Origin of the sequence: Heliobacterium chlorum (assembly GCF_014502795.1) — a bacterium.
Lineage (GTDB): Bacteria > Bacillota > Desulfitobacteriia > Heliobacteriales > Heliobacteriaceae > Heliobacterium > Heliobacterium chlorum.
In genome coordinates, this window is sequence record NZ_JACVHF010000068.1 from 1 (window position 1) to 3,084 (window position 3,084).

Here is a 3,084-nt window from a genome sequence, read left to right on the forward strand (position 1 = left end):
TGGTCAAAAATTGTTTGCACGTTCTGAATCGTTTAAGCAACTTGGCTTATTACACTCCCAATTTCATCAAAAATGTGCTGAAGCAATTCAAATGTACAAAAAAAATAATATTATAGAGACCAAAAAATTAAATTTAGAGTTAGAAAGATTGTCAGCTGAAATTTTCAAAATTATGGACGAGCTAAAACAATCAGTCACCGCGAAGTAATAGCCTCTAAAATTATGTTAAATCCATAACTCGACAGCCCCCACTCCCGACAGATATAATCATCGCCATACTTCTTCCGCCACTTAGGGAGCAGTTGGACGTGTTGCTCATACTTCATCCGATCAAACACGTCGAATGGTACCAAGTCCTCAAATAATGAGTAAGTGATTAACGGCCCTGGCCGACGGTAATCTCGTTTGGCCTTCCCCGACATCCAATCAGACGGCATGACCATGCTGCCGACACGGCTCAGTCGGGAGGCCCGACCACGGATGCCGGAGGCTGTGGTTTTCTTCTCACGGATTTCTTCGTAATATGCTTTTTTAATTTCCGTTACTGGGGTCTGCACAATCTCGGCTCCTTAATAAATATAATCACTGTATTTTATCTATTCCACTGTATTGTTGTAAATAACCACAAAGTTTCATTTACGACGACGATATTTAGACTCTGAATTAAAAACCGCTGAAGGAATAACCTCCAGCGGTTACCAGTTTTTGTTCCAAATCAACCCATCATCATACGGCGTCGGCGGCATCGTACGCGAATAACAACCGTTTCTCCTCGGTTGAGCGTGATCGTAAAAGTTCGAATGGCCATTTGGATTCCTCCTTTCGTGTGGGTTCTTTATTACTATACTCTCGATTTCTAATATTTGTTATCAAGGTTCAATTCGCATTTAATAGCTTAAGGGGCAATAGATTCTCCCTCTCTAGATAACTATTGTTTTCCGTACCCACTAATGGACGCTAATAAACGAAAATTACGTGTACATGTTCCGTTGATTCGGTGGTTATAATGTTTTAGCGATGCTGGCAGGGATTTACTTCAATAGCTTTTGTGAGGTTATTTGGGGTACTGGTTCATACCCTACCACCGCTTTTTATGTTCTTTAATATCGGAGCGTGGGCCTTTCTATGAGCGGCCACGCTTTTCCTTTTTCTAAAGCATTCCGAGGTAAGTCATCAGTTGGCTCGCTCTGTCATATACATGTTGGCGCATGTACATGCAATGACAGGAGTGAAATCCACATGCCGCACAAGCTCGGTCGTTGGAAACTTTACATATTCAGTTCAATAACAACTGTTTTGCTTCTAGTGTTAGGCATTCCCCTAATGATAATTAATAATCCACGGAGTTCAATCGCTAAAGAAACCACAGTAAAAGAAACGAGAGAGTTAGCTAGTACAGACGAACATAGAATTCCACTCCAACTCAAAGATGGACAGGTCATTGAAATACCTATGGAAGAATACCTGGTCGGTGTATTGGCTGGAGAAATGTCTCCACTTGATCCGCTGGAAGCCTTAAAGGCGATGGCTGTGGCAGCCCGTAGCTATGCTTGGCATCGCACATCGAACGGCGACCCGATTTGTACCACTATACACTGTCAGGTCTGGTTATCGCCAGAAGAGCGCCAAGAGCGATGGGGACAAAAAACATCGGATTACACAGGGTTAATTAAACAGGCGGTGAAGGACACTCAAGGACAGTTCTTGATATATGATAATGAAGTGATCCTGGCCGCCTATTCTGATTCGTGTGGTGGTCATACAGAGTCAGCCGCAGATGAATGGGGTTCCGATATACCATATTTACGTAGTGTGACTTGTCCGGAAAAACCTGTAATTAAAGATATTCTTTTTTCCCCAGATGAACTGGATGCAAAGTTAGGTACTACCCTATCGGCAATGAAACCCCGAGAACGAATAAAAGCCGTGCAAATAACGGACAAAACATCGAGTGGACGAACCAAAACTGTCCAAATTGGGTTGACCGAAGTAAAAGGTTCGAGATTACGCGCAGCACTTGGGCTACCCTCGACAGATATGAAAATAAATTGGAATCATAATGAGATTGAAATTGAGACGAGAGGGAACGGTCACGCCGTTGGTTTGTGTCAGTCTGGAGATATCACTATGGCCATAGAAGGTAAATCATACGATGAGATCCTTGCACATTATTATCCAGGCACACAATTAAAAAGGATGTATTAACCTCTTAATCGATTTTATCGTATGGAAAGTTTGTTTCCATTCGAACGGCCTCCCGGAATTCCCATCTCCCCCTTCCATATTATTTTTAGTTCTACTTATGAAAATTAGCATATATAAATATGTAACCGAGAAAAGAAACTTATAAGGGTTATTATCGTTGGATTTATTTAAACATATTTTGCTTTACGAGAAATAGGTATTTCCATTTTTCAAAACCTATTCCCAATGCATTGACGAGTCTTTGGTCTCTTATTTAATTGTATTGTTCTTATCACAATAGTGACGTAGAAAAGGTAAGGCGAGTCGACAGCTCTAGTATAAAGTAAAATGTCGTATCTTAATGGAAGTGAAGCAAGCATCCCATGATCCTATCCATTGAATTCCTCCATACTATTGGGCGCATAATGGTAGCAAACGGGGCCGAAATTTATCGTGCAGAAGAGTGTATTAAATATGCAGCCTTAGCACTCGATAATATCTGCGATGTACATACCACGGTAACACCCAATAGCATTACCATCAGTGCGACTGATGTGAATAGACAAGTTCACACGTCCGTCCGTAGAGTGACTCGTCAAGGTGTTAATCTAACTAAAATCGCCTATGCTAATGATTTATCTCGTCGTTTGGTGAACCGAAAAGTCTCGTTGGAAGAGGCAATTGAAGAAGCAATTGTGATTGAACGAATGCCTGGCATCCCGAAATTTTATAAAATCGGGTTACTATCGTTTAACGCTGCCATGCTGTCACTGCTAAGTGAGGGTACAATGACCCACTTCTTTATAGCAATTTTCGTTGGTTTGTTTCTATTTGGTATCTTAGAAAAACTAAGCTTTATTGGTCAGTTATCTTTTGTACGAGAAATTTTCTTAGGGTTTG

Annotated in this window: 4 protein-coding genes; 3 read left to right on the plus strand and 1 reads right to left on the minus strand. The window is 41.1% G+C overall.

Going from position 1 to position 3,084, the window contains the following annotated elements; genetic code table 11:
* The coding region (locus H1S01_RS21245) for a hypothetical protein (protein WP_207732429.1) at nt 1-208 on the plus strand (208 nt) is incomplete at its 5' end.
* Here the strand turns inward: H1S01_RS21245 and H1S01_RS19755 are convergent.
* Nucleotides 195-557: a hypothetical protein gene (locus tag H1S01_RS19755; RefSeq protein ID WP_188042100.1), complete on the minus strand. Its 363-nt coding sequence runs from the start codon at nt 555-557 to the stop codon at nt 195-197. The two genes, H1S01_RS21245 and H1S01_RS19755, sit on opposite strands and share 14 nt — an antisense overlap.
* Nucleotides 558-1,239: 682 nt before the next feature.
* Here H1S01_RS19755 and spoIID point away from each other — a divergent pair.
* Together spoIID and H1S01_RS19765 are read left to right on the plus strand one after the other, a co-directional pair.
* Nucleotides 1,240-2,205 carry a stage II sporulation protein D gene (gene spoIID, locus H1S01_RS19760; RefSeq protein ID WP_188042101.1) on the plus strand — a complete coding sequence of 322 codons (966 nt, stop codon included), beginning with the start codon at nt 1,240-1,242 and terminating at the stop codon, nt 2,203-2,205.
* Nucleotides 2,206-2,567: 362 nt separating this feature from the next.
* Nucleotides 2,568-3,084: threonine/serine exporter family protein (locus tag H1S01_RS19765; protein ID WP_188042102.1), on the plus strand; the 517-nt coding region annotated here is incomplete at its 3' end.